Origin of the sequence: Priestia megaterium (genome assembly GCF_046599315.1) — a bacterium.
In the GTDB taxonomy this organism is placed as follows: Bacteria; Bacillota; Bacilli; order Bacillales; family Bacillaceae_H; genus Priestia; species Priestia megaterium_F.
In genome coordinates this window covers 20,001-45,858 of the sequence record NZ_JBKIKC010000016.1, presented here as the reverse complement: position 1 = coordinate 45,858, position 25,858 = coordinate 20,001, and the positions used below count along the sequence as shown (strand labels likewise).

At 38.6% G+C, this 25,858-nt stretch carries 18 protein-coding genes, 9 tRNA genes and 2 rRNA genes (1 of these 29 running past the window's edge); 2 read left to right on the top strand and 27 right to left on the bottom strand.

Annotated elements, in window-relative coordinates; all coding sequences use genetic code 11:
- Positions 1–106: 106 nt before the first annotated feature.
- Both ACLHDF_RS26810 and mscL read right to left on the bottom strand, forming a co-directional pair.
- The gene (locus ACLHDF_RS26810) at positions 107–2,176 is read right to left on the bottom strand and encodes an LTA synthase family protein (RefSeq protein WP_413921564.1); all 2,070 of its coding nucleotides are present in this window, start codon (positions 2,174–2,176) and stop codon (positions 107–109) included.
- A 195-nt stretch (positions 2,177–2,371) separates the two neighbouring features.
- Positions 2,372–2,767, bottom strand: coding sequence for a large conductance mechanosensitive channel protein MscL (gene mscL, locus ACLHDF_RS26805; protein ID WP_413921563.1), 396 nt, complete (start codon positions 2,765–2,767; stop codon positions 2,372–2,374).
- 280 nt (positions 2,768–3,047) lie between these two features.
- Here mscL and ACLHDF_RS26800 point away from each other — a divergent pair, with 280 nt between their 5' ends.
- A complete protein-coding gene (locus tag ACLHDF_RS26800; RefSeq protein WP_413921562.1) occupies positions 3,048–3,584 on the top strand; it encodes a L,D-transpeptidase in 537 nt (178 codons plus the stop codon).
- Between the two features lie 35 nt (positions 3,585–3,619).
- On the opposite strand, the gene ACLHDF_RS26795 is transcribed toward ACLHDF_RS26800, so the two are convergent.
- From ACLHDF_RS26795 to sigW, 13 genes are all read right to left on the bottom strand, one after another.
- Positions 3,620–4,105: a VOC family protein gene (locus tag ACLHDF_RS26795; RefSeq protein WP_413921561.1), complete on the bottom strand. Its 486-nt coding sequence runs from the start codon at positions 4,103–4,105 to the stop codon at positions 3,620–3,622.
- A gap of 89 nt (positions 4,106–4,194) precedes the next feature.
- Positions 4,195–5,337, bottom strand: coding sequence for a mannitol-1-phosphate 5-dehydrogenase (locus ACLHDF_RS26790; RefSeq protein ID WP_413921560.1), 1,143 nt, complete (start codon positions 5,335–5,337; stop codon positions 4,195–4,197).
- Between the two features lie 5 nt (positions 5,338–5,342).
- Complete coding sequence (locus tag ACLHDF_RS26785) at positions 5,343–7,433, bottom strand: BglG family transcription antiterminator (RefSeq protein ID WP_413921559.1); 2,091 nt, start codon at positions 7,431–7,433, stop codon at positions 5,343–5,345.
- Between the two features lie 60 nt (positions 7,434–7,493).
- On the bottom strand, positions 7,494–9,386 hold the full coding sequence (locus ACLHDF_RS26780; RefSeq protein WP_413921558.1) for a PTS mannitol transporter subunit IICBA: 1,893 nt from the start codon (positions 9,384–9,386) through the stop codon (positions 7,494–7,496).
- Positions 9,387–9,545: 159 nt separating this feature from the next.
- On the bottom strand, positions 9,546–10,865 hold the full coding sequence (locus ACLHDF_RS26775; RefSeq protein ID WP_413921557.1) for an SH3 domain-containing protein: 1,320 nt from the start codon (positions 10,863–10,865) through the stop codon (positions 9,546–9,548).
- Positions 10,866–11,023: 158 nt separating this feature from the next.
- Positions 11,024–11,740 carry a YebC/PmpR family DNA-binding transcriptional regulator gene (locus tag ACLHDF_RS26770; RefSeq protein WP_413921556.1) on the bottom strand — a complete coding sequence of 239 codons (717 nt, stop codon included), beginning with the start codon at positions 11,738–11,740 and terminating at the stop codon, positions 11,024–11,026.
- Positions 11,741–12,262: 522 nt separating this feature from the next.
- The gene (locus tag ACLHDF_RS26765) at positions 12,263–14,086 is read right to left on the bottom strand and encodes a reverse transcriptase domain-containing protein (protein ID WP_413921555.1); all 1,824 of its coding nucleotides are present in this window, start codon (positions 14,084–14,086) and stop codon (positions 12,263–12,265) included.
- Positions 14,087–15,150: 1,064 nt separating this feature from the next.
- A complete protein-coding gene (gene glmS / locus ACLHDF_RS26760; RefSeq protein ID WP_413921554.1) occupies positions 15,151–16,953 on the bottom strand; it encodes a glutamine--fructose-6-phosphate transaminase (isomerizing) in 1,803 nt (600 codons plus the stop codon).
- 430 nt (positions 16,954–17,383) lie between these two features.
- Positions 17,384–18,730 carry a phosphoglucosamine mutase gene (gene glmM, locus ACLHDF_RS26755; protein WP_413921553.1) on the bottom strand — a complete coding sequence of 449 codons (1,347 nt, stop codon included), beginning with the start codon at positions 18,728–18,730 and terminating at the stop codon, positions 17,384–17,386.
- Between the two features lie 28 nt (positions 18,731–18,758).
- Complete coding sequence (locus tag ACLHDF_RS26750; RefSeq protein ID WP_413921552.1) at positions 18,759–20,318, bottom strand: YbbR-like domain-containing protein; 1,560 nt, start codon at positions 20,316–20,318, stop codon at positions 18,759–18,761.
- Positions 20,311–21,132 (bottom strand): diadenylate cyclase CdaA, encoded by an 822-nt coding sequence (gene cdaA, locus ACLHDF_RS26745; protein WP_336439413.1) that lies wholly within the window; start codon positions 21,130–21,132, stop codon positions 20,311–20,313. The genes ACLHDF_RS26750 and cdaA overlap by 8 nt, the downstream gene beginning before the upstream one ends.
- A 194-nt stretch (positions 21,133–21,326) precedes the next feature.
- Positions 21,327–21,932 (bottom strand): zf-HC2 domain-containing protein, encoded by a 606-nt coding sequence (locus ACLHDF_RS26740; RefSeq protein ID WP_413921551.1) that lies wholly within the window; start codon positions 21,930–21,932, stop codon positions 21,327–21,329.
- Between the two features lie 14 nt (positions 21,933–21,946).
- Entirely contained in the window at positions 21,947–22,510 is a 564-nt protein-coding gene (gene sigW, locus ACLHDF_RS26735) for an RNA polymerase sigma factor SigW (RefSeq protein ID WP_098548439.1), read from the bottom strand.
- Positions 22,511–22,674: 164 nt separating this feature from the next.
- Here sigW and ACLHDF_RS26730 point away from each other — a divergent pair, with 164 nt between their 5' ends.
- Entirely contained in the window at positions 22,675–22,836 is a 162-nt protein-coding gene (locus ACLHDF_RS26730) for a Spo0E family sporulation regulatory protein-aspartic acid phosphatase (RefSeq protein WP_413921550.1), read from the top strand.
- 79 nt (positions 22,837–22,915) lie between these two features.
- Here the strand turns inward: ACLHDF_RS26730 and rocF are convergent, their stop codons facing one another.
- The 12 genes from rocF to ACLHDF_RS26670 all read right to left on the bottom strand — a co-directional run.
- Complete coding sequence (rocF, locus tag ACLHDF_RS26725) at positions 22,916–23,815, bottom strand: arginase (RefSeq protein WP_413921549.1); 900 nt, start codon at positions 23,813–23,815, stop codon at positions 22,916–22,918.
- Positions 23,816–23,979: 164 nt separating this feature from the next.
- A tRNA-Ala gene (locus ACLHDF_RS26720) sits at positions 23,980–24,055 on the bottom strand.
- A gap of 22 nt (positions 24,056–24,077) precedes the next feature.
- Positions 24,078–24,152: transfer RNA gene (locus tag ACLHDF_RS26715), tRNA-Gly, on the bottom strand.
- Between the two features lie 9 nt (positions 24,153–24,161).
- A tRNA-Lys gene (locus ACLHDF_RS26710) sits at positions 24,162–24,234 on the bottom strand.
- A gap of 4 nt (positions 24,235–24,238) precedes the next feature.
- A tRNA-Gln gene (locus tag ACLHDF_RS26705) sits at positions 24,239–24,313 on the bottom strand.
- Positions 24,314–24,320: 7 nt separating this feature from the next.
- Positions 24,321–24,404: transfer RNA gene (locus ACLHDF_RS26700), tRNA-Tyr, on the bottom strand.
- 8 nt (positions 24,405–24,412) lie between these two features.
- Positions 24,413–24,488, bottom strand: a tRNA-Thr gene (locus ACLHDF_RS26695).
- Between the two features lie 4 nt (positions 24,489–24,492).
- Positions 24,493–24,568: transfer RNA gene (locus ACLHDF_RS26690), tRNA-Val, on the bottom strand.
- Positions 24,569–24,592: 24 nt separating this feature from the next.
- A tRNA-Glu gene (locus tag ACLHDF_RS26685) sits at positions 24,593–24,667 on the bottom strand.
- Positions 24,668–24,670: 3 nt separating this feature from the next.
- Positions 24,671–24,742 (bottom strand) — tRNA-Asn (locus ACLHDF_RS26680).
- 9 nt (positions 24,743–24,751) lie between these two features.
- A 5S ribosomal RNA gene (gene rrf, locus ACLHDF_RS26675) occupies positions 24,752–24,857 on the bottom strand.
- A 110-nt stretch (positions 24,858–24,967) separates the two neighbouring features.
- A 23S ribosomal RNA gene (locus ACLHDF_RS26670) occupies positions 24,968–25,858 on the bottom strand (it continues 2,045 nt past the right edge of the window).

Genomic DNA, 25,858 nt, shown 5'->3' with positions numbered 1-25,858 from the left:
TAAAGTTTACTTTTAACCTTAAAATATTATACATGAATTATTTTTTAGTACAACCTTAAAAACTAAAAAAACAAAAACTCCTTTTATCTAAAAGGAGTTTTTATTTTTATTTATACAACTTATTGGTTTCGTACTGCTTCCCAGATAATGTATCAAACTCAACTTCATGGTAATCTTGAAGATCTTGTGCAGCCTTTTTAGACAGCGCTGCCGGATCATCCACTAGCTTTCCTTTTGAATCTATATACATATTCGAACGAAAAGCCGGGACTTCTATTTTCATTTGATTCAACTGATTATAGAACAGATTACTTTTGTAACCAAGAGATTGAACAAGCGTTGGAGCAATATAAATTGGACTCATCGTACCAAGATTTTTATCTATTTTTGTATCGTAATTAGATAAAAACAAGAGCGGCGTCTCATAAAATTTCTGAGATGTTTGCTGCGTTTTCTCGTCCCCAAAGCCTGTTTCTTTGTAAGCTTGAAGATTTTGTCCAAGCGCTGGCAAATGATCTCCCCAAAACACTACAATTGTCGGCTCGTCCAGCTTTTGAATTTCATCGTTCAATCGTTTTAAAGCAGCATCTGAACGTTTAATGCCTTCAGCATAAATTTCAATTTCCTTTTGCATTTCCGGTGATAATCCTTTACCAGTTACTTTAATTGTTTCTTGACCATTATACTTATCTGCTGAGTAAGGAAGATGATTTGCAATCGTTACAGCATGCACAAATGCAGGCTGTAACGATTGACGAAGCGTATCGAGTACTTCATCCACTACCGCTTCATCAGAAACAAATTCTTTGTTATCTTTTTGCCTATGCTTCATTTCATCAATAAACTTCACTTGATCAAATCCCAAATTTGGATATACATTTTGTCTCATATAAAGCATGCCGCTATTTGGATGCATGGCTGTTGTAGCATAGCCTTGTTTTTCTAAATAAGAAACAAAAGATGGATATTCTTTTTTACTCAATACATGCTGATAAGGAAGGCCTCCAGGGTTAAAGAAAGATAAAGAGTAGCTCGTCAGCGCTTCGAACTCCACATTAGCTGTTTCCCCGCCAAATGAAGGACTTAAAGACCATCCAGAAGGATATTTCTTTTGAAGTTCTCTTGTATTTTTCATTGGATCTTCAGAGAACGTCACGTTAAGCTTTGTTGGGTCCCAGAATGTTTCGTTCATCACAAACACAACGTTTGGTTTGACCTCAGTCTTGCTTTCTGGGGTTTTCTCTTCCTTTGACTGAATGCGCTTTGCCACTTTGGCCATTGCTTCTTGTGAGTAGTCATCTGGCTCTTGCAGCACATCTGTTTTAACATTTGAAATCATGCCAATAACAGGTCCATTATAGTAATAATTATTTTGCTGATTCCAAGGCATCAGCGCAGCATATTGATCATAATATTTTTGAGCAAATGAATGTTCAAAAAATAAAAATGATTTCATTAAAAAGATAAGCGGCAGAATCATAATAATTCGAAGAAACCATCGAATTTTAATTTTCGGCAAGAAAAACCAAAAAGCGATCAATACGACAATAGATCCAATAACTCCTATTACAATAGGAATCGAAATAGAATCTTTAATCATCGGAATAACTTCTTTTAACTGACTCGCCTGAATAAAATCGTTCGGGAACAATGGTTCATTTCGAAAGATTTTTTTATAATAATTTACGAGAGCCAAAATAAAATACAGAACAAAGGTAATCCCAGCTCCTAAATAAGCTTCCCCCACTAGCATAATGATCGCTAGTGTTAACAGCGAAAGTAAAAATACCGTAAAAAGATAGCGTTCAGGATATGCTTGCATCCACTCTATTGTTTTGCCTGGATTATGTATATCAATATGATATATAACAAAAACCATAGCAGAAATGGCTGCTACCGCAATTGAAAACACAATTGCCGTAAAAATTGCATACCACTGCGAACCTTGTATTCTCTCTCTCTTATTAAATCGAAGTAGCAAATAGAAAGTGAGCGCCCATAAAACAAGTGAGCCTCCCCCTATTAACACTACAAACCCACCTGTATGGATTTGGGCCCAGTCAAACAACATCTTTGTGTCATTTGATACATTAACCATAACAACACTGTATAAAAAAACGCTAAGCAGCCCATACGCTACCAGCATTGGCAAAGAACGAGACAAATGTTTAAACATAACCTTAAGCCTCCTATTTACAATATCTTAACACTTTTAATATGATTTTAACATTCCTACCTCTCTCACTTTCGCGTCTAATTTTCCCATGCTCATATCGATAATATTTCCTGAGAAATTCCGTACAAAAAAAGCCCGCTTTTCTTATGAAAAGACGGGCCTTTTAGCCATTTTGTACGTATGTAAAGGGCGCTGTTATGAACGCTCTTTTACTGCTTCTGCTTTTAGTAAATCGCGAATTTCTGTTAAAATCTCTTCCTCTTTTGTCAGAACAGCCACTTCTTCCTCTACTTTCTCTTCTTCTTTTCTCTTAAAACGATTAAAGAAACGAATAAATAAGAAAATCGAGAATGCGACAATTAAGAAATCAACAATCGTTTGAATAAAAGATCCATATAATACCGTAGCATCTCCAACTTTAAACGATAAACCTTTAAAGTCTATACCTGCTAGCAACAAACCAATCAGCGGCATAATAATATCATTTACAAGAGACGTCACAATTTTTCCAAATGCCGCCCCAATAATAACACCGACAGCTAAATCTAATACATTTCCACGTAAAGCAAACTCTTTAAATTCTTTAAGCATCTGTTTCTTCCACCTCCTGCCCTTCATTTCAAACTTTTATGATAATACATCCTAAATTAAACATACAAGGTGCATTTTCATTTTTCTCTTTTTCATGAGATATGTACCAGACCTTTAGTTGTATTTCTGCCCAGATTTTTACTTTATATTCGCGTGTAAATAAAATGCACTTTCAGTTTTCCTTCAGGAAAGGTTCATATTCAGTCCATTTTTCTTTTATACACTAGCAGTATGTCATTCAGCAAATATGCAAACTAACAATAGAGGAGATGGCTAGAACGTGAGAAAAATTCTACTGCAAGCAGCTGCTTTATGCCTCGCAGCTATTATCAGCATTTCTTATACAGCGAGCACGGCCAATGCAAGTGGAAACGCAGCAAATGAAGATTTAATTATTATTAATAAAAAAATAAATCAGCTTGCTTATTTTCATAGTGGAAAGTTAGAGAAAGTGTATTTAGTAGCTACAGGGAAAACATGGAGCGCTACGCCGGTAGGTTTTTTTAAGATTGTTAACAAAATTAAAAATCGTCCTTACTATACAGGGTATATTGCAGGAGGCGCTCCTAATAACCCTCTTGGCTCCCGCTGGCTAGGGCTCGATGCAAACGGCACAACAGGTGACACATACGGTATTCACGGCAATAACTCAGAAGCTAGCATTGGTAAATATGTGAGCCACGGCTGCGTACGAATGCACAATGCGGATGTTGAAGAATTATTCGATAAAGTGGCAGTAGGAACATCTGTAAATATTACTTATTCATCAAAGAACTTCGAAGAGCTGGCAAAGGTATACGGTTACGGACAGCTGTAAAAAATAAAGCTTATCCAAAAAAATTGGATAAGCTTTTATTCTGCTCTATTCCCATACATGAGCTCTGTACTGTGTGAATACAGCTCAATAATATTTCCAAACGGATCTTCACAATAAATTAAATAATAAGGTTTTCCTGGTCTTGTATTCCATAATTGGCTGCGCTTTTTACCACCTGATTGTTCAATTTTATCCGCTAACTTTTCCACATCATCGGCTATTACACATATGTGAAAATAACTCTGATACTGCTCATCATTGCCTTTTAATACTAGTGGCATCTGCGGCTTGTTAAATTCAAACAGTTCAATGCCTGCCTGGTTGTCAGCTGTCATGTGAGCATTTTTCATTTTTTTAATATCAGAACCTAGTAAATCTTGAGTCATATTTTCATCTTGTTCTTCCTCAGCATTAAACGTATAGGGACCAGCAATCAGCTTAAAGTCTAAAACTTGTTCATACCACTGCACGGCTTCTTCTACATCAGGTACAGCTAATCCAACGTGCGTAATAGCTACCATTTTATCACCCTCCTATACACAAACATTCCCTTTCTACTAAAAGAAAAACAGCCCACTTAAAATGGACTGTTTGTATGCATCAAATTCATTCACGATTTTAAAGCATTGTATTGAGCAATGATTTCTTTTGTTAAGTCATCACTTGCCTCTAATCCACTAATTTCTTTTAATACATACTCAATACCATACTCATTAATATTCGCTTGAAGCTTCATAGCTTCTTTATCTTCTTGTGGGTCAAATAGAAGCGCAGCGGCGATGGCCTTCGCTAAGTGGGTATAAGAAAGGCCCGCTTTTTTTGCTTCCAGCGCTGGACGAATCAAACGATCCTGAGGTCCAAGCTTCCGAATTGGCGCTCTTCCTACCCTTTTAACTGAATCATTTAAATGTGGATTCTTAAAGCGCTCAATAATTTTAACAATATAGGCTTCGTGCTCTTCTCTGTTCAAGGCATATCTCTTAATTAGATAATTTCCTGTTTCTTGTAGCGTTTGCTGTACTTGTTCATAAATATCTAAATCTCTTAACGTTTGATCAATCGTTTCTTTTCCTTTCAAATAACCAAAATATGCAATCACGGCGTGTCCCGTATTCACTGTAAATAACTTTCTTTCAATAAAAGGAGCAAGGTCAGGCACAATCGTCATTCCTTCTACAAAAGGAATATCTTCAGGTGCTTCTACTACCCATTCATAATAGGATTCTACTAAAATATCAAGCGAGCCTTGGTTATGTTGAATAGGCACGATACGATCTACAGCTGAATTGAAGAAAAAGACCTTATTTATCATATGATCTTTTGTCTCTTCGTCCAGCGCATCAAAAATATAGCCTTTTAATAAATCTGTCGCAGAGATTTGATTTTCACATGCAATTACATATACGTTTTCGTCGCTTGTTTTCACGCGTTCAGCTAAACCTTTAGCAATTAAAGAAGCAATGCGAGGCAGAACGTTGGGTCCGATGGCCGTCGTAATGTACGTTGCTTCTTTAATCGCTTTAATGACTGCTTGCTCTTGTGTAAGATTATTTAAACCAGATACGTTTTGAATAGCTAATGTCTTCGGGTGCTCCGCAGCTGTCACTACGTTATACCCTTCATCCGTATTTAACTGATTGATAATCTTTTCAGCAATATCTACGAATGTGACGTGATAGTTACTTTGAGAAAACAATGCCCCAATAAATCCTCGACCAATATTACCTGCTCCAAAATGAACTACTTGTTTCACAAAAATCATTCCTTTATCAAATTATTTCGAAGGTAATCATGAAACGTATCCTCTAACTTTTTGCGAATCATCTCTTCATTCGAAGAAGAAAAAATTAACATCGCTTCATGGTCTTCAATTAAACTGGTACTAATTAAACTTAAAATTTCTTGTTGTGTTTCACTTAACTCCTCAGGTGCAAGCATTAATAGAAGGTTACGCGCCTGCATGTCTGTTCCGTCCATCCCTTTAACTGTGCAAGGCTGTTCCAAATGTGAAACCTGGAAAATCAGCTCTTTTACGTGATAGTCACGGCAATGGAACAGCGCCATACTCGTCTGCGGAATTCCTAAACCACCTTTGTTTTCTCTTTCCTTAAGCTGACGAATAACGCAGCTAGCATTGATAATCAAATGTTCTTCTTCAGCAGCTTTTACTACGTGTGAAATCACCTGATCATGACTCACAGCATCTGAAAATCGATACATTCTAAGGTTTTGAAGAATTGCTTCGATACTTCCATGCACATCTTTAATTTGCTTCATCGTTTCTTTAAAAGACGGTTTTTCTTTATAATTGGTCTTATTTGTATATTGAAAAGAACGATAGTCTTTATCTTTGGTTAACTTTTGAATATTTTTCTGTAAAAAATTCTGAACGGAGTGAATGTCCTCTTCTGTTAAGAGTGCATTAACTAAAATGTAATCTACATTAAAAAAAGGCAGTCTTACTGTTGAAATCACTACGTCATACTCTTCAAGCGCGGCTTCTTTGATTTCTTTTACCGATTTAATGACAACTGAATTAATTTCAGGAATCTCTTTACGAATACGGCTGGCTAACATTTTTGAGGTGCCGATTCCAGTTGGACAGACAATCAGTGCCTGAATTTCCATGACTTCTTCTTTTAGCACTAGCGTTGAACCAAAATGCAAGACAAGATATGCCACTTCATCATCTGGAAAAACTAAATCTGGCAACTCTTGATCGATACTATTTCTTACAGCCATAAATAAAACAGGATACTTTTTCTTAATCTCTTCTGTTAATGGATTAAAAAGCTCCATTTTCTGCTTGAGACGAAAAATTGCCGGTTCCATATGAGCAAGCAGCCCTTGGTAAAGAGAAAAATCACCGGTTAAGTCGATGTTAAGCTGAATAGAAACATGAGCAATCATATTCTTGACAATCTGGCCAACTACTACGCTGTCGTAATATACGTCTCTTGTAGTTTGGAACTTTGCTGCGCGCAGCCGTACTGCTAAGAAATGAATATCTTTTTCTGTAAAAGAAAGAGAAAATACCCGTTCAATTTCGCGGCAAATATCCTTCATTAGCAATATTTCACTCGCCAGTTCTTCCGTTTGACTGTCTTCATCTTCTAGATACATTTGTTTTTTCGTTCGCTGTATCATAATGCAAATATGGACAATGAGTCCTATATAATCGCTATCAGCCAGTTTGGAGTGACGCTGATTGATCGCTTGATGTACAATTCGATCTACTTCTGTTAAATAATCTGGATAAAAATAATGCAGAATCTTTTCATCTGTATGCTGCTGATTTTCTACTAAAAATAAGCATTCAATTAACTCTTCGTTAAAGTGAACAAGAAAATAATTAGCTAGTGCTTTTCGTTTATTGGCTTCAGTGGCTTGAACCTCTACTCCTACCCCTCTCTTTCGATGAAGGAAAACATCAAATGTTTTTAACCACTCGGTGAACTCATCTAAGTAAGCAGTTAGCGTAGTAATACTTACTCCTAAATCTTTAGCCAGTGTTTGCAATTTGAAGGAATCTCCTTCTTCTAGAAGAAGAATTAAAAGAATTAATTTTCTTTCCTGTGGAGACTGATCCGTCGTTTTGATCTTCATCAGCTCTTGGATAAGACGAAAAATTTGTTCATTCTTGCCTTCAATCATTAGTCCTTCATCTTGTGTACGAATCAGCCTCAAATTAAACTTTTCAAGTATTGATTCAATTGCCTTCAAATCTCGATGAACAGTTCTTACACTTACGTTCAAAAAGGTAGCAATCGAAAGTGCTGTATGCTTTCCTGCTGTTTTAATAATTAATTCAATGATTGATTTTTCTCTTGAAGTAATAAACAAGAACATCAACTCTTTTCTTATTTATAAACAAAGGATAAAAAGGCATCTTCATGCCTTTTTATCCCGTTAGTTACTTTGAATAATAGCCATTAATTCTTTAGCTGATTTAGCATGAACCATCTGTTCAATATTGTCCATATCGGAACACGTAATCGCGATACCAGATAAAATTTCTAAATGGGTGCCGTCTTTTCCAGCAATTCCAAAGATCAAACGAACTTTCTCACCATCAAAGTCAACGCCTTCGGGAACTTGAATCACTGTAAAACCTGATTTTAAAACGTTCTTTTTCGCTTCTTCCGTACCGTGCGGAATTGCTACGTCGTTGCCCATATAAGTAGAAGTCATATTGTCGCGCTCAATCATCGCTTCAACGTAGTTTTCTTCTACATAGCCGCCTTTTACTAACACACTCCCTGCAAATCGAATTGCTTCTTCCTTAGAAGAAAAATGCTGATTCAAGAAAACATTTTCTTCTAGCAGCAAACCATCATTACTATCTGTATTGCTTTCTGCAGATACTTCCTTTTCTTCTTCCACGTTAGAAGTAGTATGATCATTTTTCAGCTGATTGATTAATTTGTCATATTCCGGACTAGATAGAAAATTATCAACAGAGATATGATAAGCACCTGGAACTTTATTTTGGGCTCTTGGCGTTAGCTCTTCCTGTGTAATGACGATTTGAGCGTCATCTGGAATATTACTGATCGCTGTATTTGTGACCGAAATATTTAAATCCGCTTGCTTAACTTTCTTACGAAGAAGAGAAGCGCCCATTGCACTCGATCCCATACCTGCGTCACAGGCAAAAACAATTTTTTGAACGTTTACTGGCACTTCACCTTGCTGTTTTGCAAAGCTTCCTGCTACAGAACTCTTCTTGCCTTTCATCTCTTGCATTTTGCGAGCGGCTTCATCTAAATCTTCCGACTGCTTGCCTGTTTTTAAAATTAGTGTCCCTACAATAAACGAGACAACGGCTGCAACGAGAACACCTGAGATATTTGCAACATAGCTGCCTGCATTGCCCGGTGTAGCAGCTAAAATAGCTAAAATACTTCCTGGTGAAGCAACCGCTTGTAAGCCTCCACCTAAAAGAACAAATGTAAATACGCCGCTCATTCCTCCTAGAATAGCCGCAACGATTAGCAGCGGACGCATTAAAACATAAGGGAAGTAAATTTCGTGAATTCCACCGATAAAGTGAATGATGGCCGCTCCCGGCGCTGACTGTTTTGCTGTTCCTTTCCCAAAGAAACAATAAGCTAACAGAATTCCTAATCCTGGACCAGGATTTGTTTCTAATAACAATAGAATGGATTGTCCGTTTGTTCGAATTTGTTCTGCTCCAATCGGAGATAAGATACCGTGATTAATAGCATTGTTTAAAAATAAAATTTTAGCCGGTTCAATTAGAATACTTGTAAGAGGCAAAAGACCATGTGCAACCATCCAATCTACACCCACTACAAGTGCGCCTGTAAAACCATCCACAGCTGGACTAACCCCTAAAAAGGCTAGAATTGCTAAAGTTCCTCCAAGAATACCTGCTGAGAAATTATTAATTAACATCTCAAATCCTGTTTTGACTTTACCTTCAATAAACTGATCAAACTTCTTGATGATGTAACCGCCAAGCGGTCCCATAATCATGGCGCCAAGAAACATTGGAATATCAGATCCAACGATGACTCCCATGGTTGCGATAGCACCTACAACGCCCCCCCGTTGATCATGTACAAGCTTTCCTCCTGTATAGCCGATTAGCAGCGGCAGCAAATACTTGACCATTGGATCCACTAATTTGGCAAGGCTTTCATTTGGGAAAAAGCCTGTTGGAATAAATAAAGCAGTAATAAGTCCCCATGCAATAAATGCACCGATATTTGGCATAACCATTGAACTTAGAAAGTTCCCAAACTTTTGTACAGCTACTTTTATATTAGATTGAGCCATTTGCTCTCTTCCTTTCTCTACGTGATGATACTTTAATCGTAAGAGATTAAACGCTTTCATTCAATGAATAGGAAAACTAACTTTGTCGTACCGTAGACAGACAAAGCTTTTAATTACATAGAAAAGCAGCTGAATTGTATGAATTCAGCTGCTTCTAACTTAATATTTATCAAGTTCACTTACAGGAGATTGAATAATAACCGGATTTTTCTCTGGATTTAACCATTTTAAAATAGAGACGACTTGTTCTTTGGAAGTAGCCGTACATCCTGCTGTGTAATTTGTTCCTACATGGAAGAAGATTGCACTTCCCTTCCCTGGCGTCCTAGATTCATTATAATTAATGACAAACCCATAATCGTAAGCAGGGATGTCCATGTTCTCAGCGCTTGTCCAGCGTCCATTCGCTGGCTTTTGCTGCCACGTATTATATAGAGGACTTTTTGAATCATCTACCCACACATCATTTGCTGTAATCTTTCGATATAAAAGCTTAGTTCCAGGATTTTCATAGCGTCCAAATGCTGTGCCAATTGTGTATTTACCTGTCGGAGACTCCATATCTCCTTCTTTTTTCGATAAAGCGAATCCTTTTTGCCCAAGTACACCGTTCGCTGTTAAAACTTGCTTCCACTTACCATCAGCTTTTTCAAACGTTTGAATTCTAGCAGACTTCGTATCGTAGTTATCTGCTGTAACCAAAATGACTTGCTGAGCGTTACCTAACGTTTTAAAAGAATCAACTACGAGCTTTGGCGATGCTGTAGCTGAAGCCTGTACGTAGTCACTGCTTACATAGCCTGTGCGACCGTTGTAGTTAATTTTGTACCAGCTTCCGCTTTTGCTTACCACAGACAGCTTCTGGCCTTTTGTCACACTTCCTATGGCTGCATAACTAGTGCCCGCTCCGCTTCTTACATTCAGCGTGCTTGCCGTTACTGTGTACGTTGTGCTTTCTGCTGGTGGGGTTGTTGTTCCTGATACTTGTACATAATCGCTGCTCACATAGCCTGTGCGGCCGTTGTAGTTAATTTTGTACCAACTCCCGCTTTTGCTCACCACAGACAGCTTCTGGCCTTTTGTCACACTTCCTATGGCTGCATAACTAGTGCCCGCTCCGCTTCTTACATTCAGCGTGCTTGCCGTTACTGTGTACGTTGTGCTTTCTGCTGGTGGGGTTGTTGTTCCTGATACTTGTACATAATCGCTGCTCACATAGCCTGTGCGGCCGTTGTAGTTAATTTTGTACCAGCTCCCGCTTTTGCTCACCACAGACAGCATTTGATCTTTCACTACGCTGCCGATAATCCCGTAAGTTGTTCCCGCTCCGCTTCTCACATTGAGCTTAGTTGCCGTTACTTTATATGTAACTGTGGCTGCATATGCCTTTCCTTGATTTCCCCCAATTGAGCTAAAGCCAGGCGTTATAGTCATTGCAAGCGTAGCTGTTAACGTCATTCCCACCATTAATTTTTTCAACTACTTTCCCTCCATTTATTTCTTATAAAATTCTACTATTTTCTATACTTAATTCATTATCTTACCATATTTCAATCGAAGGGAAAGGGTCAATAGATGCTTTTCACAGGTCCTATAAAAAAAGACAGACCTCTTTGATAGGTCTGCCTCATTCACTATTATCCTAAATCAACGTTATGATATACTTGCTGCACGTCTTCTAAGTCCTCTAATGCATCAATCATTTTTTCAAACTGAGCTTGTGCACCTTCAGGAAGAGTTACATCGTTTTGAGCAAGCATCGTTTGCTCAGCTACTGTAAATTCCTTGATACCAGCATCGTTGAACGCTTTTTGTACCGCATGGAATTGATCCGGATCAGCATAAACAATAACAGAATCTTCTTCTTCTATAATGTCACGCACATCTACATCTGCTTCCATTAACAATTCAAGTGCTTCTTCTTCATTTTTACCTTCTACACCAATAACAGCTGTTGGATCAAACATGTACGCTACTGATCCACTTACTCCCATGTTACCACCGTTTTTACCAAATGCAGCACGCACGTCTGAAGCCGTTCTGTTTACGTTATTCGTAAGAGCATCTACAATAACCATTGATCCGTTTGGTCCAAAACCTTCATAACGAAGATTATCGTAATTTTCTTCTGATCCGCCTTTGGCTTTTTCAATCGCACGATCAATAATTGCTTTTGGCACATTGTATGTTTTCGCGCGTTCTAATACAACTTTTAACGCTTGGTTTGATTCTGGGTCTGGCTCGCCTTGTTTCGCAGCCACATAAATCTCACGGCCAAACTTGGCATATATACGACTTGTATTAGCATCTTTTGACGCTTTCTTTTCCTTAATATTGTTCCACTTACGGCCCATATTGTTTCACTCTCTTTCAAAGTTGAATCTAATAAAATAAATAGGCAATGATATATCCGTTTTTATTATACATCAATTCCCTCTTATCTTTCGAGTTTAATACCTAAAAAAGAAAAGCAATCTTTTGGTATATTTCATTAACTAAATAAATGAGAAAACCATTTGATAACAGGCTGAATTATTTTTGTATACACTTTTTTAAGCGGTTTATATATACATGTCATCCAAAACCAGCGTAAAGGATAATAGATCATATGAATTCCGACCCACTTAACTCCTTTCCAGAAACAGAGAAAGATACGCTGACAGAATGAAACCACGGGAAAAATAATTTCATTGTAAAAAGGCAGCACAAGGTATTTCCAAAAAAGATAACAAGGGTAACAAATTAGATACAATATAGGGTATACGAGTAGAGTAAGCACCCAACGCCTTTCTACATTTCTGTAGTAGGTTTTCGAATGCTCCTCCCCGAACCGGACTTACATCTCTCAATGTATCCGGCTCTCCATCTGTCACCTGCTAAACTTCTCCTTTATGCCTTTTAATATGGCAAGCTTTACATAACGCAATAGTCTTGCGATTTCTCGCGACCATCCGTTTTTCTAAAGAAGACTTATTCGGCTTATTCTTTATATCCTTTAATTTTTTAATATGATGCATGTGAATGGTTGTGTTCGTTTCTCCACATAATTCACATTGTTCTGCTTTGATTCGATCAGAGAGTTTAGTTGTACTTTGCACATACCTGTTATTTGGAAGAAGATCTGAGCCTGCTTCTTTAAGACTCTTTTGTCGGGGAAAACTTCTTTCTATAAAGGATAATTTTCTTTCCCCTTTGGGTGTCTTATAAGTAATGGTAAATCGCTTATTTCTCTCATAACGTTTACGAATCTTCTTTGTTGCTACTCTGTATTTACACGCAAAGGTTCTTAACAGAGAATAGTACATAAAGTAAGCAAAACGATGCATATGATTACTCACGTTTTCTGCTAGCCGATAGTAATTGTACAACCCTCTTATCTCGCTATTGTATTGCGAAACAATCTCTAAGTCTTCATTGTGTATGAAGTATACTCTTTCTCTTGGCATCCAAGTACCATCGGTACTCATACTAATTGCTTGGTATTGCTTTAATTTGTTAACCCAAGCTTCATGAGGCATTTTTAATTGAACTTTTCCATTTAGGTATCGGCATACTCTTCCAATGGCATCTCTTCGAGGCTGACTATCTGAAAAAATACGAATCTTGTAACCAAGAAAACTCGCATGTTTTTCGGACGCATGTGTAATTAATGTCTTCTCTTGAGAGAGTTCCAGTTGAAGTGTCTTCATTAAGTAATTTGTTAGTGCTTCTTTAACACTTCTAGCATCTTCTTTTGAACCAATTACACCGATAAGAAAATCGTCGGCATATCGTACATAAGTAAGACGTTTATAAGTGGAATCCATTGGATTATTGTAAGAAATAGTCCGCAATTCTTTCTTTATTTCTTTTGCCTTCTTCAAGTACTGTTGCGCTTTATCAAGTTGTTCATTTTCTAATGCTGCTTTATAGTTCCGAAATGCGGTTCTCATTCGAGTATGCTTACGTAAATATTCTGGATTATCTTTTCTTCTTTTACCTTGCCTGAATTGTTCCATGAACCCTTTCATATGTTGGTCTAACTCATTCAGGTAAATGTTTGAAAGTAGTGGACTAATAATACCTCCTTGTGGTGCCCCACTGAATGTATTGTGAAACTTCCACTCCTCCATATATCCAGCTCGAAGAAATTTCCATATTAGCTCAATAAATGCCTCATCATCAATGCGTTTTCTTAAGATCCCAATGAGTGTATGATGGTTGATATTATCGAAAAAACCCTTAATGTCTCCCTCGACAAACCACTTACTTCCAGTAAATGTTCGTTTGACTTCCTGAAGTGCAGTGTGACAGCTCTTGTTCTTTTGATAAGCATGAGATGATTTTGAAAATGTTGGTTCATATATGGATTCCAATATCATTCTTACTACTTCCTGCACTAATTTATCTGTGAAGCTTGGTAGACCTAAAGGTCTCTTTTTGCCGTTTTTCTTAGGGATATACACTCTTTTTGAAGGAAATGGTTGATAGCTTCTATCCTTAAGAGTGGGTATAAGTTTTTCGATCTTTTCTATTGAAAAACCATCAATAGAACGTTTATCAACGCCCATTGTAAGAGCACCATCATTTTTGCTTAGATTGTCATACGCTGTGAGATAAAATTCTGGATTGTATAGATTTCTGTAAAGTCTTCTAAATTTGTAATTTGGCTTTTGGCTCTGTTTTTGCAGGTTGCTTAATACTACTATTGGACTTTGCATGATGCCTTTCGCACCTCCCCAAGTTCATTTTTAAGCTGACAGACTGCCTTCCTTCGCCATGTACTAGGCTTTCCCTAGCTCAGACTACTACGAAGGCTCCGTTACCCTATTAGGTATTCATGAGCCACACTTCTTGGCAAAGCCTTGAAGTCATCCTCAATAGCCTTTCGGCACCCTAACTTAGGTAATCCCCGTTTAGGAAATAAGAGACTTGCTCGTATGGTTTCGGATGCGACTTTCACACGTTTCCATCTATAATGGAGGATGATAAATGTCCCTATATATAACGACGACACCACTATCGCTATATCATTTACCACATTTCGTTTATAAGCATCTTTCCGAAATGAGTTACGGTAGCCTTCCTTGTGCTATCGTTAAAGCAGTTTAGCTTTCATCCTTATCCATACTTTACATCTTGCCGTTCAGTCTTGACTTGATGCTTAGTCAACTCTCGGCTTTCTTGACATGCTATTGTCCCCTTTCAGTTTCCATCCAAGGTTAGTCAAGTGATGCTAGGTCATCTAGGGAAGACCTAATGGTTTGCAATCACCATGTTCTCTTATCACCCATTACGGGCGCACCATATCTCCATATAAATCTAGTTATAGGCAAAAAACATCGCTTCCAAACGAAGAGAATAAATGGATATATTATGGCAGTCCATAGCCAAGAAATAGGATAAACGAACAGAAAACGTATAATGTATATCCAAATGAAATAAATGACAGGTTGAATGATTCTTTTCCCTATCCATATGAGAGGCTTAGCGATTAAATATATCCATATTTTACACAAAACTTGAAATACAAAATAAAAGGGAAAATACAAGACAAAAAAGATGCCTCGCAACACGTACTTTATACTTTGAGCCACTACATTAATGCTTTTCACATCCTTTTTAATAGCTGAAGTTCGTTCATTTATTCTTCTATTATATAAAATAAATCGAGCAAGCAAACACATTTTTAGTCCAATTAAACGTATGTACAAAAACAGTGTTTGTTCTCTTTCTCCGTAATACAAAAACACCCTTCTGTAAGAGAAGGGTGTCTAGAACCTTATTATTCTACAGTAACTGATTTTGCTAAGTTACGTGGTTTATCTACATCGCAATCGCGGTGCAATGCAGCGTAGTAAGAGATTAATTGTAAAGGAATAACCGCTGCTAGTGGCGAAAGTGTTTCGTGAACTTTCGGAATCACGTAACGATCTTCTTCTGTTTCTAATCCTTTCATTGAGATGATACAAGGATTAGCTCCACGTGCTACTACTTCTTTTACGTTACCACGGATGCTTAAGTTTACATGCTCTTGTGTTGCTAATGCAATAATTGGCGTATTGTTTTCAATTAAAGCAATTGTTCCGTGCTTAAGCTCTCCTCCAGCAAATCCTTCTGCTTGGATATAAGAGATTTCTTTTAGTTTTAACGCACCTTCTAAACCTACATAATAATCTACAGAACGTCCAATAAAGAATGCGTTACGAGTTGTTGCTAAGAATTGAAGAGCAATGCTTTCCATTTCTTCTTTATCGTCGCAAAGTACTTCCATTGTGTTTGCTACGATTGCTAACTCTTGAACTAAATCAAATTCTAATTCAATTCCGCGTGCCTTTGCTGTTACAGCCGCTAGAATTGATAATACTGCTAATTGAGCTGTATAAGCTTTTGTTGATGCTACAGCAATTTCCGGACCTGCATGAAGTAATAACGTATAATCAGATTCACGAGATAATGTTGATCCCGGAACGTTTGTGATTGTTAACGCTTTGTAACCTAGTTCTTTGACTTGAACTAACACTGCACGGCTGTCAGCTGTTTCTCCACTTTGAGAGATAAAGATAAACAATGGCTTTTCAGATAAAAGCGGCATGTTATAAGAAAATTCACTTGCTACGTGCACTTCTACTGGAACCTTCGCCCACGTTTCAATGAATTGTTTACCTACTAAGCCTGCATGATAGCTTGTTCCACATGCTACGATATAGATGCGGTCTGCTTCATCCATTGCTTCTAAAATGTCTGCATCAATGTGCAGTTCATTGTTCCCATTTTGATATTCTTGAATGATTTTACGAACAACTAAAGGCTGTTCATCAATTTCTTTTAACATATAGTGAGGGTACGTCCCTTTTTCAATATCACTTGCATCAAGCTCTGCTGTATAAGGTGCTCTTTCTACCACTTCACCATCAAGCGTTTTAATTGTTACGCCTTCTTTTGTAACAATTACTGTTTCTTTATCCATTAATTCTACGTATTGATCTGTTACTTGAAGCATTGCCATAGCATCACTTGCTACAACGTTAAACCCTTCGCCAACACCTACAAGAAGCGGGCTTTTATTTTTAGCTACGTAGATTGTATTTTTATCTTCGTTATCAACAAGAGCTAGTGCATAAGAACCGTGAAGCAAGCTTACTGTCTTACGGAACGCTTCTTCTACATCTAAGCCTTCTGCTGCGATTTTCTCAATTAACTGAACGATTACTTCTGTATCCGTTTCGCTTTTGAACGTTACATCTTGTAAGTATTCACGTTTTAAAATAGCGTAGTTTTCAATTACACCGTTATGCACAAGTGTGAAGCGCCCAGATGTACTTTGATGCGGGTGAGCATTTTCTTGGCTTGGTACACCATGAGTTGCCCAACGCGTATGCCCGATACCTGCTGGTGCTACAACACTGTTATCTACTGCCTGACGTAATTCTGCAATACGACCTTTTTCTTTAAATACGTGTACGCCTTCATTATTAACAACTGCAATACCTGCTGAGTCATAGCCACGATATTCTAATTTTTCAAGACCACGTAATAAAATTTCTTTTGAATCTTCTGTTCCAATATATCCTACAATTCCGCACATAGATAAAATCCTCCTTCATGTATGAAAAGAGATTCTCTTTTCATCATCAATGATTATCATCTCAATGCTTTTGTCCAACAAGTCACCTCATTGTTTTTCACATCAAGTTTTCGGCCGTGATAATCAACAACCGGGAGGCATCCGCCGATACTTCGATAAACCTCCTCCTCGTCAACTAAGTCGTTTCCGTCCCTTTACTTAGTTCAGGCGCTTTGTATTCACTTTTAAAATAGATTGTTCACTCCTTTACATAAATTAAGAGACGAACAGATTTAATATTACAATAAGAAGTGAGAAAACGTCAATTATCTTCTTTACTATCTGTAAAAACAGCCTTTGGCATCAGATAATTTCCAAAAATTTTTCTCAACAATATAAAAATATGCATAAGCAGCTTGAAACGTCACCGCTTATGCATATAATTAATGAATTACTCTAAGCCCATTTCTTCTTTTACTACTTCTACGATACGCGTTACATAAGTCTCGCATTCTTCTTGTGTTTGTGCTTCAACCATCACACGTACTAACGGCTCTGTTCCTGAAGGACGTACAAGTACTCGGCCATTACCGTTCATTTCTTTTTCAACTTCTTCAATAACCACTTTTACCTTCTCGTTATCCGTAACATGATGCTTATCTGTTACTTTTACATTTACAAGAAGCTGAGGATATTTCTTCATTTCACCTGCTAATTCAGATAAAGGCTTTTTCGTTGCTTGCATAATGTTTACAAGCTGAATAGCTGAAAGCATACCGTCACCTGTTGTGTTGTAATCTAAGAAAATAATATGACCTGACTGTTCTCCACCTAGGTTATATTGATTAGCTTTCATTTCTTCTACTACATAGCGGTCACCTACACCAGTTTGTGCACTTTCAATTCCGCTAGCTTCTAGTGCTTTATAGAAGCCTAAGTTACTCATAACAGTAGAAACAAGCGTATTTTTCTTTAAACGTCCTTGTTCATACAAGTATTTTGCACAAATGAACATGATTTGATCACCATCTACGATCTCACCTTTTTCATCGATTGCGATTAAACGGTCTCCGTCTCCATCAAATGCTAAACCGACATCCGCTCCTTTTTCTTTTAAGAAAGCACTTAAGGCTTCCGGATGTGTAGATCCTACACCATCATTGATGTTTAACCCATTTGGTGATGCCCCCATCGTAGAGATATCCGCATCTAAATCTGCAAATAAATGTGCTGCTAAAGATGACGTTGCCCCGTGCGCACAGTCTAATGCAACATGAATACCGGAGAAATCTTCATCAACCGTTTGTTTTAGGTATTGAAGATATTTTTGTCCACCTTCGAAGTAGTCATTTACCTGACCTAAATCTCCTCCAACAGGTCTTGGTAATTGATCTGTTTCACTATCCATTAACGCTTCAATTTCATTCTCTTGTGCATCTGACAGTTTAAATCCATCTGGACCAAAGAATTTAATTCCATTATCCTGAACTGGGTTATGTGAAGCAGAGATCATGACTCCTGCTTGTGCGCCAAGTGCTTTTGTTAAATACGCTACCCCTGGAGTTGAAATAACGCCTAATCGCATAACTTCTGCACCAATTGAAAGTAAACCAGCAACAAGCGCTCCTTCTAACATATGACCAGAAACGCGTGTATCGCGTCCGATTAATACTTTTGGTCGCTCTGCATCTTTTGTTAGAACGTAACCACCTAAGCGTCCAATTTTAAAAGCAAGCTCAGGAGTTAATTCACTATTAGCAACTCCTCGTACTCCATCTGTTCCAAAATACTTACCCATTAATTTTCTCTCCTTCATGTCAAAACATTTAGTTTCCTGATGTATTATCTGTCTGTCCATCTACGGGTGTAGAATTTTCATCACTTTGATTACTACCGTCATCACCAGTTTCTGTGCTATCTGTTGGTGTATCTGTATTGTTTTCAGGTGTGTCAGTCTCTTCGCTTGGTTTATCAGTTGAATCACCTGAATTTTCCGTCCCAGGATTTGTTCCTGATCCAGTTCCCGTATTTGGCTTTGTTTCTTTATCACTCGTACTTCCACTTGTTTCTTTATCCGGTTGCTTATCATTTGTTCCTGATTGTTTTTTCGCTGTTACACGGACTTTAGCCTGTTTAATCGATAGTGTTGATGTAACAGAGTCGGGGCTATTTATTATAATAGGCACCGTATGCTCCCCGGCAGATAAATTTCCTACATTTGCTGATAAGCTAATGCCGCTTTTCGTCAACTTATCTAAATCAGATTTCGGTCCTTTCACATCCGCATCTACTGAAGTAGGAGAAAGCAGTTCATACGTGTACTTAGAGGATTGGCCAGTTAAAGAAACCGGTAAATTCTTAAATAACTTAGTCTCAACTACACTTGCATCCGTTTCTTCCGTTTCTTCCGCGTCTTCCTCATCACCTTGTTTATCTACTTCCACATGAACGGTAATTTGTTTAGGACTTACACTGTCTATTCCGTCTGGGACAGGAACATTGACTTTAATATCTTTAGATTTCGTAATACCAGTGACATCGACTGGAATGTTATCAATTTTATCGATTTTCTCTAATGAGTCAGATGGACCGATAATTTCCACTTTATCTGTTTTAGGCTCTAGCTTCGTAATGTTGACACCATCGCCTGGTGTGCCTTCTTGAATCACATCGATCGGCACTTTTTTACTGATATTTTCCACAGGGATAGTTACATTGACCGTTTCTGGTTGAACCGTCACATTTAATTTATTTAAATTCTTATCTAGTGCAACAACAGTTGCTTGTTTGGTCACTGTTTTTGAAGCGTTATCTAGATCAATAATGGCTTTCACATAAGCAACTTGATCTAATTGACTTGATGAGCCCGTTACCGTAACAGCTCTTGGACTAACGGTTGCTTCCCCTGCTTCATATCCATTCTTAACTTTGTTTTTATCATAACTTGCCTCTACTGAAAACTGTTTTGAATCGCGTTCTTCAATTGTTATGTTTACAATGTCAGGCTTCACCACTACATTTAAATTATCAGAGATATTTCGATACTGAACCTTGACTCTGTGCTGGCCTAAACTTAAATTATCAAGATCAATGTAAGCTTGATAATTCTTTTGGAGCTTTGTTTGAGCCAAAATATTTTTAGGACCCTCTAGTGTCATAATGACCGTATCCGGAACACCTCTTACAATTCTGTTCTTCTCGTTGTAGGATACTTGGACCGGAACATCCGTTAGTGTTTCTACTCCAGTATTAGCAGAACTGCTTCGGTTCAGAATCTTATTTGATGAACTGGCGCCATCATCTAAATTAACAGATAAATATAACATGAAGGCTAACAACAACGCGATAATTTTCATAACCCACGATCGATTCATCAGTTTATCCATTCTTCTTCAACCTCCATTGCCAACGAGTGGAAGAAGTTGCTTTAGAAGTGGTGACTAATTCTTTTTCTAGCATTTCTCTCAATGTATCAATTGTCAATTCACGATACAATTCACCGTTTTTGGTAACAGAAATGCCTCCAGTTTCTTCAGATACAATGACAGTCACACTATCTGTTACTTCACTTATTCCTACAGCAGCACGATGGCGAGTACCTAATTCTTTTGAAATAAAAGGACTTTCAGATAAAGGTAAGTAACATGCTGCAGCGGCTACTTGATCCCGCTGTAAAATAACCGCTCCATCATGAAGGGGTGTATTTGGTATAAATAAGTTGATTAATAATTCAGAAGAAATATTAGAGTTGAGCGGTATACCTGTTTCAATATAATCACTCATACCCGTCTCTCTTTCGATTGAAATCAATGCACCTATGCGTCTTTTAGCCATATAATGCGTTGCTTTTATAATAGCTTCAATCGTAACGGTACGCTCATCTTCTTCAGGCAAATTACTGCGTGAAAACAAACGTCCTCTTCCAAGCTGTTCAAGCGCTCGGCGCAGCTCTGGCTGAAAGATAATAATGATAGCTAAAAATCCATACGTTAACGCCTGATCCATTAACCATTGCAACGTATTTAGTCCAAGGAAGTTACTTATAAAGCGAACAACTAAAATCACCGTGATTCCTTTTAAAAGCTGTACCGCTTTCGTACCTCTTATGACCATAATTAATTTATATATGACGAACCACACCAGGAGAACATCAACAATTTTTCCTAAATATGAGAGGATTGGCAGGTCTCCAATAGGCATCTTCTCACTTCCTCTATATATGTAATAAAGATAACATAACCGTTTTATTATACCATAAAACAAAATTACACTGTAAATTACATCTTATTTTTAAATCCTTGTTCCTACATACAATGTAGCCTTCTTTTTATATAAATAAAACCGTCCACTGTTCCTCTCTGACAAGATAAGCGGACGGATTTATGTTTCAACTATTAAAAGTCAACAGCTTGTTTGGCATGAGTTTTGACATTATACCATACCCAATCAAAAATCTTGTCTAACTCTTCAATATTGCCTGTCACTTCTCCTGCAGAAGCTAGGTATTTATCACCATGTATAACAGTAACGTTTCCATCTACTTTTCCTTCAATTTTAATATCGCCATTTCTCACCGTAATATCACCTTTGACGGTCTCCCCTTTTGGTACAACCACTGTTTTATCGTGAATGACTAGGTTCGACTGCTTTGAAACAGAAAAGTCTTCATCCGTTTCCCAAGCTGAAAACACTGTGCCGGACATTAACAATACAAATACAGCAGCTGCACTAAGGATCGGATGGTTCGTAAACCATCTATTCATTCGAATTCGATTCTTTTCACGCGGTAATCCGGCCATAACACCTGCTGTAAAGTTCATAGGTAATTCTATATGAGAAGTGCTTTGCACAAATGCAATGGTTCTTTTTAACTGATGCATATGCTGTTGACAACCTTTGCATTGATGCAAATGCTCTTTTAATAACTGTTCATCTTCTTTTGTAATATCTCCATCTAGATGTTCATGAATGAGATTTACATACATTTTTGGACATTTCATTCTTAGTTCACTCCTTACAAGTGGCGAAGTCGATTTCTTAAAGCTTCACGTCCTCTGTGAATTCTAGTCTTTACCGTGCCAAGCGGCAGGTCTAAAATATCGCTGATTTCTTTTAACGACAGCTCATCTATATATTTTAGGACAATGACAGTTCGATACTTCTCAGGTAGCTTTAATATTTCCGACTGAATGAATTCTTGCAATTCTACTTGCTCTAGCTCTTCCTCAGGTAAGGCCTGATCGGCAGCTATTTGAGAGTACATATTTAACCCGTCGGTCCCGGCTACTTCTGCATCTAAATAATAGTCTGGCTTTTTTTTACGAATTCGATCAATACAAAGATTTGTCGCAATTCGATATAACCAGGTAGAAAACTTTTTGCTTGTGTCATAACTATGAATATTTACATAGGCTCGAATAAACGCTTCTTGTGAAGCGTCTTGGGCTTCTTCCCGGTTTCCCAGCATTCGATAACATAGATGAAAAAGTTTATCCTTGTGATATTCTACTATGTCAGCAAACGCATCTTGGTCACCTTTTTTTACTTTTTTTATTTTCCTTTTTAATAATAAATCCATGTAACGGTTACCTCCGCCCATTGCGGGATAGTATATATACGTGTACTTTATCATAAAGTTTCATTTATGCTTAATTATTTTAACAAAAATTTGTCAAATACGTTTAAAAAGATTGTACGTAGGTTATGTAATTAGTATAGATGAAAAGAAGAGGAGTGGAAAGCTTGACTCATACAAAAGAAAACCTTTTGAATCAAATTGAAGAATGTAGAAATAACATGGTCACTCTTGCAGCAGAAAATCCTTTATCGTCACTACCAGTGGTGAGAGTGAGCTCAGAACTAGATGGTTTATTAAATGAATATGAAAAGTTTTTCTCTTTATAAAGAAGCTCTCGAATTCAAACTAAGAGCTTCTTTTTTTCTTTACATATGTTGCATATATCTTTTTGTAACTACTAATGTTTTATACTAATTTTTCTCCTAAAAGTGAGCCCATTAATGCAACAGCTACGGTAGCCGTTTTGTTCCGTTCATCCAAAATAGGATTCACTTCCACAAACTCAGCAGAAGTGATTAGCTGAGATTCTTCTAACATCTCCATAGCCAAATGGCTTTCTCTGTAACTTATTCCACCTATAACTGGCGTTCCTACCCCAGGGGCATCATGTGGATCAAGCCCATCTAAATCGAGTGACAGATGAACGCCGTCTGTTTTATCACGCAAATATACAACTGTTTCTTCCATTACTTTTGCCATACCCATTCGATCTATCTCATGCATCGTATATACTTTAATCCCTTTCTCCTTTATTAGCTCTTTTTCTCCTTCATCTAAAGAACGGGCCCCGATAATCACAATATTTTCAGGCTTGACTTTAGGGCTATAACCACCAATTCGAGTCAACGCTTCGTCTCCTATACCTATGCTTGCTGCCAATGGCATACCGTGAATATTTCCTGAAGGAGACGTATCTGCTGTATTTAAATCTCCGTGTGCATCATACCAAATTACGCCCAAATTTTTATAATGACGACTTACTCCTGCTAGTGTTCCTATAGCGATACTGTGGTCTCCTCCTAGCACCAAAGGAAATCTTTTATTTGTAATAACATCACTTACTTTTTGAGCGAGCCTCTCGCTAGCATCCGATACAGCTTTTAGATTCTTTAAATTTGTATTTTCATCACTATGTACACGTTCAGCTAAGGCAATTTCAATATTCCCTTCATCTTCTACACTATATCCAATCTTCTCGATGCGTTCAATAACACCTGCATATCGGATCGCACTTGGCCCCATATCGACCCCTCGGCGAGTTTGACCTAAATCCATTGGTACTCCAATAATTGAAAGCTTATTCATAATATGTCCCCCCATCACAAATGTTGCTACTCTCTTATTTTAACGGCTAACTGAGCGATGGCTCAACTCGACACTTTTTTGAATATATATACAATTCTAATTTTGTGGAAAAAGCACAAAAAAACCTTTAAGCAAATTGCTTAAAGGTTTTACGTTTATATGTATGGTGGAGCCTAGCGGGATCGAACCGCTGACCTCCTGCGTGCAAGGCAGGCGCTCTCCCAGCTGAGCTAAGGCCCCAAAATGTTCTTTTATATAAAAATGGAGCGGAAGACGAGGTTCGAACTCGCGACCCCCACCTTGGCAAGGTGGTGTTCTACCACTGAACTACTTCCGCTTATTAAAATGAGCCATGAAGGACTCGAACCTTCGACCCTCTGATTAAAAGTCAGATGCTCTACCAACTGAGCTAATGGCTCTCTATGGCTGGGCTAGCTGGATTCGAACCAACGCATGACGGAATCAAAATCCGTTGCCTTACCGCTTGGCGATAGCCCAATAAACATGGTGGAGGGGGGCAGATTCGAACTGCCGAACCCGAAGGAGCGGATTTACAGTCCGCCGCGTTTAGCCACTTCGCTACCCCTCCGATATAAATGGTGCCGGCAAGAGGACTTGAACCCCCAACCTACTGATTACAAGTCAGTTGCTCTACCAGTTGAGCTACACCGGCACGGTGGTGGAGGATGACGGGATCGAACCGCCGACCCCCTGCTTGTAAGGCAGGTGCTCTCCCAGCTGAGCTAATCCTCCACTATTATGTAGATAAAAAATAAATGGTGACCCGTACGGGATTCGAACCCGTGTTACCGCCGTGAAAGGGCGGTGTCTTAACCGCTTGACCAACGGGCCAGTTGGCTCCACAGGTAGGACAACCTACGACCGATCGGTTAACAGCCGATAGCTCTACCACTGAGCTACTGTGGAATAATAACAGCCTGGCAACGTCCTAGACAAAGTCCCAACTACCATTGGCGCTAAAGAGCTTAACTTCCGTGTTCGGTATGGGAACGGGTGTGACCTCTTCGCTATCGCCACCAGACATATTATATTATACATGATTCCCAAAAGAAAGCAAGACTTTTTTTAAAAAAAGTTTTGTTCTCTCAAAACTAGGTAACAGTTGCTGAGTAAAGCTTACGCTTTTAAAGTTTGGTTAAGTCCTCGATCGATTAGTATCAGTCAGCTACACGTGTCGCCACGCTTCCACCTCTGACCTATCAACCTGATCATCTTTCAGGAATCTTACTAGCTTACGCTATGGGAAATCTCATCTTGAGGGGGGCTTCATGCTTAGATGCTTTCAGCACTTATCCCGTCCACACATAGCTACCCAGCGATGCCTTTGGCAAGACAACTGGTACACCAGCGGTGTGTCCATCCCGGTCCTCTCGTACTAAGGACAGCTCCTCTCAAATTTCCTACGCCCACGACGGATAGGGACCGAACTGTCTCACGACGTTCTGAACCCAGCTCGCGTACCGCTTTAATGGGCGAACAGCCCAACCCTTGGGACCGACTACAGCCCCAGGATGCGATGAGCCGACATCGAGGTGCCAAACCTCCCCGTCGATGTGGACTCTTGGGGGAGATAAGCCTGTTATCCCCGGGGTAGCTTTTATCCGTTGAGCGATGGCCCTTCCATGCGGAACCACCGGATCACTAAGCCCGACTTTCGTCCCTGCTCGACTTGTAGGTCTCGCAGTCAAGCTCCCTTGTGCCTTTACACTCTACGAATGATTTCCAACCATTCTGAGGGAACCTTTGGGCGCCTCCGTTACATTTTAGGAGGCGACCGCCCCAGTCAAACTGCCCACCTGACACTGTCTCCCGGCCCGATTAGGGCCGCGGGTTAGAATTTCAATACAGCCAGGGTAGTATCCCACCGACGCCTCCACCGAAGCTAGCGCTCCGGCTTCTCAGGCTCCTACCTATCCTGTACAAGCTGTACCAAAATTCAATATCAGGCTACAGTAAAGCTCCACGGGGTCTTTCCGTCCTGTCGCGGGTAACCTGCATCTTCACAGGTACTATAATTTCACC

Coding starts and splice junctions, on each gene's coding strand:
- ACLHDF_RS26810 (WP_413921564.1), bottom strand. CDS start 2,176: ATGTTTAAACATTTGTCTCGTTCTTTGCCAATGCTGGTAGCGTATGGG.
- mscL (WP_413921563.1), bottom strand. CDS start 2,767: ATGCTTAAAGAATTTAAAGAGTTTGCTTTACGTGGAAATGTATTAGAT.
- ACLHDF_RS26795 (WP_413921561.1), bottom strand. CDS start 4,105: ATGGTAGCTATTACGCACGTTGGATTAGCTGTACCTGATGTAGAAGAA.
- ACLHDF_RS26785 (WP_413921559.1), bottom strand. CDS start 7,433: ATGTTCTTGTTTATTACTTCAAGAGAAAAATCAATCATTGAATTAATT.
- ACLHDF_RS26780 (WP_413921558.1), bottom strand. CDS start 9,386: ATGGCTCAATCTAATATAAAAGTAGCTGTACAAAAGTTTGGGAACTTT.
- ACLHDF_RS26770 (WP_413921556.1), bottom strand. CDS start 11,740: ATGGGCCGTAAGTGGAACAATATTAAGGAAAAGAAAGCGTCAAAAGAT.
- ACLHDF_RS26765 (WP_413921555.1), bottom strand. CDS start 14,086: ATGCAAAGTCCAATAGTAGTATTAAGCAACCTGCAAAAACAGAGCCAA.
- glmS (WP_413921554.1), bottom strand. CDS start 16,953: ATGTGCGGAATTGTAGGATATATTGGAACAGAAGATTCAAAAGAAATT.
- glmM (WP_413921553.1), bottom strand. CDS start 18,730: ATGGGTAAGTATTTTGGAACAGATGGAGTACGAGGAGTTGCTAATAGT.
- ACLHDF_RS26750 (WP_413921552.1), bottom strand. CDS start 20,318: ATGGATAAACTGATGAATCGATCGTGGGTTATGAAAATTATCGCGTTG.
- cdaA (WP_336439413.1), bottom strand. CDS start 21,132: ATGCCTATTGGAGACCTGCCAATCCTCTCATATTTAGGAAAAATTGTT.
- ACLHDF_RS26740 (WP_413921551.1), bottom strand. CDS start 21,932: ATGAAATGTCCAAAAATGTATGTAAATCTCATTCATGAACATCTAGAT.
- sigW (WP_098548439.1), bottom strand. CDS start 22,510: ATGGATTTATTATTAAAAAGGAAAATAAAAAAAGTAAAAAAAGGTGAC.
- rocF (WP_413921549.1), bottom strand. CDS start 23,815: ATGAATAAGCTTTCAATTATTGGAGTACCAATGGATTTAGGTCAAACT.